General features: G+C 38.1%; 4 protein-coding genes and 1 pseudogene. All 5 read left to right on the forward strand.

Annotated features, from left to right (window positions below; all coding sequences use genetic code 11):
• Window positions 1–70: 70 nt before the first annotated feature.
• The 5 genes and pseudogenes from FTV09_RS12215 to FTV09_RS12235 all read left to right on the forward strand — a co-directional run bounded on the left by FTV09_RS12215 (window position 71) and on the right by FTV09_RS12235 (window position 5,750).
• On the forward strand, window positions 71–1,444 hold the full coding sequence (locus FTV09_RS12215) for an AarF/ABC1/UbiB kinase family protein (RefSeq protein ID WP_180058477.1): 1,374 nt from the start codon (window positions 71–73) through the stop codon (window positions 1,442–1,444).
• 241 nt (window positions 1,445–1,685) lie between these two features.
• Window positions 1,686–2,992 (forward strand): annotated as a pseudogene (locus tag FTV09_RS12220) (acyl-CoA dehydrogenase family protein).
• A 27-nt stretch (window positions 2,993–3,019) separates the two neighbouring features.
• Window positions 3,020–4,219, forward strand: a complete 1,200-nt coding sequence (locus FTV09_RS12225; RefSeq protein WP_180058478.1) for an acyl-CoA dehydrogenase family protein — start codon at window positions 3,020–3,022, stop codon at window positions 4,217–4,219.
• A gap of 89 nt (window positions 4,220–4,308) precedes the next feature.
• Complete coding sequence (locus FTV09_RS12230) at window positions 4,309–4,794, forward strand: GNAT family N-acetyltransferase (protein ID WP_180058479.1); 486 nt, start codon at window positions 4,309–4,311, stop codon at window positions 4,792–4,794.
• A 371-nt stretch (window positions 4,795–5,165) separates the two neighbouring features.
• Entirely contained in the window at window positions 5,166–5,750 is a 585-nt protein-coding gene (locus FTV09_RS12235; protein WP_081410325.1) for a lytic transglycosylase domain-containing protein, read from the forward strand.
• Window positions 5,751–6,099: the final 349 nt, after the last annotated feature.

Here is a 6,099-nt window from a genome sequence, read left to right on the forward strand (position 1 = left end):
ACGTTAAGAAACGCTAGAATTCGATACAATGTATTTTTCTGCGAATTGCTGATTAAAGGATTTAATTTACATGTCAGATCAGAACGATAAGCTTAAACAACTGAAAACCTCCTCTATGGATCGTCGCTTATCTATCGCTAAAGCTTCTTTGCTTGCAGGTACTCGTTGGGCTGCATCTAACGCTACTTCTATGTTTTCTAGTGAAGAAGAAAAAGAGAAAAAACGTAAAAAAGCGATGAAAGATCAGGCTGAATATCTCGTCGCAGAAATTGGAAAATTAAAAGGCTCAATCGTCAAAATTGGGCAAATGATGGCATTATATGGTGAGCATTTCCTGCCAGAAGAAATTACGCAAGCCTTAAATACACTTAACAATCAGACTGTCGCTTTGGCATGGCCTGCAATAAAAGTTCAACTACAAGATCAACTCGGTTCAAAACTTGATGATCTAGTTATTGATCATGAGCCTCTGGGTACAGCATCTTTAGCGCAAGTGCATCGTGCAAAACGCAAATCTGATGGCCTAGAACTGGTCTTAAAAATTCAATATCCGGGTGTAGCAGATGCCATAGATTCAGATATGAATCTATTCAAAAACATGCTGAAACTCACCCGTATGGTGCCTCAAACGCGTGAATTTGATCAATGGTTTGATGAAGTGCGTGAAATGATGCATCGCGAAGTTAATTATAAAATTGAAGCAGATACAACACGCCGTTTTGCTTCTCGCTTAAAAGAAGATCCACGCTATATCGTGCCACAAATCATTGATGGCTACTCAACCAATCAAGTATTGTGTATGACATTTGAACGTGGCGTACCGATTAATAGTCCAGTCATGCTCTCGCTACCTCAAGAGCGACGTAATGCATTAGGCGAAGCTTCTCTTGAAATTGCAGTACGTGAAATCTTCGAATGGGGAGAAATGCAAACTGACCCAAACTTTGGTAATTACTTGGTACGTCTAGGCAATGGTGCCGATGTACTTGATAAGATTGTTTTACTCGACTTCGGTGCAATTCGTCAGTTCGATGAACATTTACTTAGCGTCGCTCGTAATTTAATTACTGCAGGTTATAACCACAGTTCGGATCAAATGGTGAAAGCCATGACAGGTTATGAATTCTTTGATGGCATTCCACAAAGTATCAAGCCAGATATGGCTAAAGTTTTCTTACTTGCGACTGAAGCATTCAGTAGCAATGAAAATAATCCAAACATCCCTGCTGGCGTTATGGACGAGCAAAATCACTATGATTGGAAAAAAAGCCAATTACATAGTCGCGTTATGCAACAAGCGTCTAAATCAATGGCATCGCGTTATTTCTCTGTTCCACCGAAAGAATTTATGTTTATTAGCCGTAAATTTATTGGTGCTTATACATTTATGACCGTCATTGAAGCAAAAACCAATGTACGTCGTATGATTCAAAAGTATCAATAATTTTAATTACAATTCGCCAACGACTTGGTTGAAAAAATGTCAGCCAAGTCAATTAATAAAAAAAACATTCATTTTATTTTTTCAATAAATTTAATAATTTTAATATCTTATATTTACACACCACCCAGCCAAAGCCGTTCATCATTGACAATTAAGCATGTCACTTCTGACATGGTTTTTATGTAAGCGCCATGTCAGCATAAAAATAGAACAAGGTGAATGGAAAACAACAATGACCAATATGGTAAACAAGGCACAAGGATTTGGGCTTTCTCTTTTAACAAAAATCGCTGGTAGTGACGTATTAGATCAATTTAAATTACGCAAATTGGTTGAGAAATCGCTGTATCAAGGTTCAAAGGCTGGATTTAAAACCTTGAGCCATACGCAAAAAGCCTTTAAAACCAATAAGGATGTACATAAGCAACGTCTACCTAATCAGCAAAAATCATTGTTCGATTTAAATTTGACCGAAGAACAGCACATGACTGCTGAAGCAATGCAGCAATTTGCCAGTGAAATCCTTTATCCGCTTGCTCACCAAGCAGATCAAGATGAAAAATTTCCTGACGTCCTTTGGCAGCATGTACAAGATTTAGGTTTAAATTATTATGCACTGCCAGAAGCTTTGGGCGGCGTAGCTGCAGAGAAAAATATTATCAGTAATATCTTAATTGCAGAACAGCTTGCCGAAGGTGATTTTAGCCTTACAGCTGGGTTGCTTTCGACCTTTAGTTGTATCAATGCAATAACACAATGGGGCTCAGAATCTATTCAAGCAACATATTTACCTGTATTTGCTGATGACGCAGACATCGTCGCAACATTTGCCGTCCAAGAAGCAACGGCTGCATTTAATCCCATGCAACTAAAAACCCGCGCTATCGCAGATGGTTCAAACTATAAAATCAGTGGTGAAAAAACCTTAGTCTTACTCGGTGAGAAAGCTGATGTAATTTTATTATCAGCCATGCTAAACGGCCAACCCGAAATATTTGTAGTACAACGTGATCAAACCATCAGCGCAAAAAAAAAAAAAAAAAAAAAAAAAAATCCCCAGCAATGGGATTAAAAGCAACGGAAACGGTAACACTCAACTTTAATCAGACGCCTGCTCAACGTTTAGGTGATGATGATTTTAACTACAGCGCATTTGTTGATTTAGGCAATTTGATGTGGTGTGCAATCGCTGTAGGCACTGCTACAGCCGTTAAAAAATACTGTATTCGATATGCCAACGAACGAACGGCCTTTGGTGAACCCATCTCACATCGTCAAAGTGTCGCTTTTATGATTGCAGATATGGCTATTGAGCTAGATGCTATGCATATGTTGATTTTAAATGCTGCAAGTTTAGCTGAGGCAGGTAAACCTTTTCATCGTGAAGCCTATTTAGCTCGTCTGCTCTGTGCTGAAAAATCCATGAAAATTGGTACTGATGGTGTGCAAATTTTAGGTGGTCATGGCTTTACCAAAGAACATCCTGTTGAACGTTGGTACCGTGATTTACGTGCCACTGCAATTTTACACTCTGGCTTACATGCTTAGATCAGTATAAAAAATAAGGAATAAATCATGAATTTACAAAATCCAAAAAAATTCAAAATGCTGATCGATCAAGCACACGAAGTTGCACTCAATGTGCTCCGCCCTATTTCACGTAAATATGACAAAGCCGAACATGCATATCCTAAGGAATTAGATATGTTGTCATCACTCGTTGATGGCATGAACGACGGTGGAGATGGCATGAATGCAGGTGCTGCGGTAAACAAGCGTGGTGATACAGATAGTGGAAATAAAAATGGCGTGAACATGTCGACAGCCTTAAGTGTGATAGAGATGTGTTATGGCGATACAGGACTTTTACTGAGTATGCCGCGCCAAGGATTAGGAAATTCAGCTATTGCTGCCGTTGCAAATGATGAGCAACTAGACCGCCTTAAAGGCACTTGGGCAGCCATGGCGATTACTGAACCCAACTGTGGCTCAGATTCAGCATCCATTCGCACCACGGCGACGAAAGATGGTGATGAATATGTACTTAATGGCGAAAAAATATTTGTGACTTCTGGTGAACGTGCAGATTCAGTTGTGGTTTGGGCAACCTTAGATAAAAAATTAGGTCGTGCAGCCATCAAGTCTTTTGTTGTTAAGAAAGGCACACCTGGTATGACTGTGGAGCGCTTAGAGCACAAACTCGGTATTAAAGCTTCAGATACCGCTGCGATTAGCTTTATTGATTGCCGCGTTCCTGCGGCCAATTTGCTTGGAAATGCGGAAATTGATGTAGCTAAAGGTTTTGCTGGTGTCATGGAAACTTTTGACAATACACGCCCTTTAGTCGCAGCAATGGCAGTTGGTTGTGCTAAAGCCTCACTTGAGCGAATCAAAGAAATTTTTAAAGATGAACTTGATGCGGAATATGTAACGCCATTTTTACAAAGTTCAAATATCGCAGCTCAAATTTATAGAATGGAAGCTGAATGGGAGGCATCGCGTTTATTGATGCTTAAAGCTGCATGGATGGCCGATAATAAAAAACCAAACTCACGTGAAGCCTCGATTGCTAAAGCAAAAGCAGGACGAACAGGTAATGAAATAACACTTAAATGTGTAGAATTAGCAGCATCGGTTGGCTATAACGAAGATGAACTATTGGAAAAATGGGCACGAGACTCAAAAATCTTGGACATTTTTGAAGGTACCCAACAAATTCAACAACTCATCGTTGCACGTCGTGAACTAGGTAAAAGTTCAAGTGAATTAAAATAATCGGTTTAAATCTACAACTGAAAGATGGATTTTTTTATGACATCGGTCTATAAACAATCCATCTTTTTATTTTACCTTTTTAATTCAATATGTTTCGTATACGTACTATTCAAGCTCAAGATAATTCAGCTATTGCCGCTATTATTCGTAAAGTTTCAGCAGAGTTTGGCTTAGCAGCAGAATCTGGTTTTGCAGTTGCAGACCCTATCTTAGATAATCTTTATGCAGTCTATACCCAACCCAACTCACAATATTGGGTCATTGAAAATGAACAAGGTACTATCCTTGGTGGCGGTGGTTTATCACCACTCAAAGGTTCAGACGATATTCTCGAAATCCAGAAAATGTATTTTTTAGTTGAACTACGTGGACATGGTTTTGCTGCCAAAATTTTAGAAAAATGCTTTGAATTCGCGAGAAATAATCAATTTCAGGCATGTTACCTCGAAACTACAGCTTCTCTTGGGCAAGCCGTTAAACTATATGAAAAAATAGGTTTTAACCATCTAGAAGCGCCGAAAGGAAACACAGGACATAGTCAAGCTTGTGAAATTTGGATGTTGAAAAACGTATAGTTCAACATCTCCAAACAGTTTATGTGTTTAAGAGACAGACTTAGCCGTTTTAGCTTACATAAGATCAAGTGAATAACGACTGACTGTATTGATACAAATCCTTAAGATGTCATGAAGGAAACGGAAATTCCTCTCAACATAAAACAACAATAATAAGTTTAGCTGCACATGGAAAATGTACGAAAAGAGAAACTGCAATAAAATAGCCCACCCAAAGTGGGCTATTTTATTATCTATTATTGATTGATGTAGAAAAAATAAGCGTATATTACAAATACACTGTAGAGGTTCAATAGAGAAAACCTTGACCATTCTAAGTCAGATTCATAAGATCAAAGCCAGTAAATATGATCTGGCTAAATACTTGAACTATGAAATTGATACAGAATAAATTACATAACGTTTCTTTAACTATTCAAACCGCTAAAAACCATCACCTCAAAATTTTAAGTGTCTTGCTTACCGCTTCAATTTTGACTGGCTGCTCATCCTTAGGTGGTGGTTCTGTTGCCAAACGTGCATCAAAGCTATCCACAGGTATTCAAAAGGCATATGCCGTAAATCCAGAGACTGCCAATCGTGTTTCACCATATATTGTACAAACAGCTGATCAATATGCCGTCGACCCCCTGTTACTTGCAGCGGTAATACGTCAAGAGTCTACATTTAGGCCTTACGTCACATCACCCGCAGGAGCTGTTGGACTGACTCAAGTTATGCCGCGTTATTGGCAAACAACCTGTCAGGGTGATCTATATGATGAACTCACAAATATTAATTGTGGAACGTATATTTTAACTAAGTATAAGAATTCTGCTGGAAGTATGCCTAAAGCACTTGCTTACTATAATGTTGGCCCTACAGCCTACAATACAAATAGAAAAATGAAGAAACAAGGTAAACGATATGCCAAGCAAGTTAAGCAACATCAAAAAAATCTAAAAAGTGCACTGTAATAAATCCAAGTTCAATCCGATGAAACGTAGGATTGAACTTTTCAAATCAAAACACACTTAATTACAATTAAGTGCTTTAAGTCGCATTATTCAGATTGGCTTAAATATTATATTTAATATTTAAGTGAATATTTAACAAACAAACAGATTTTTTATTTAATACCATTTTTATATAAGACAATATCTTTAATATATTAAAAAGATAAAATAATACTATAAAACGGCTTTGTTGCACAAACCTATCTGTAAAGGCTTTTTCAGCGATATAATTTTCAAATGAAGAAGCCTGCACACAAAATCTACCGCACAACCCATTGGCCCGCATATAACCGAGCACTTATGAGTCGCG

The sequence above is a fragment of the Acinetobacter sp. YH12227 genome, assembly GCF_013417785.1.
In the GTDB taxonomy this organism is placed as follows: domain Bacteria; phylum Pseudomonadota; class Gammaproteobacteria; order Pseudomonadales; family Moraxellaceae; genus Acinetobacter; species Acinetobacter gandensis.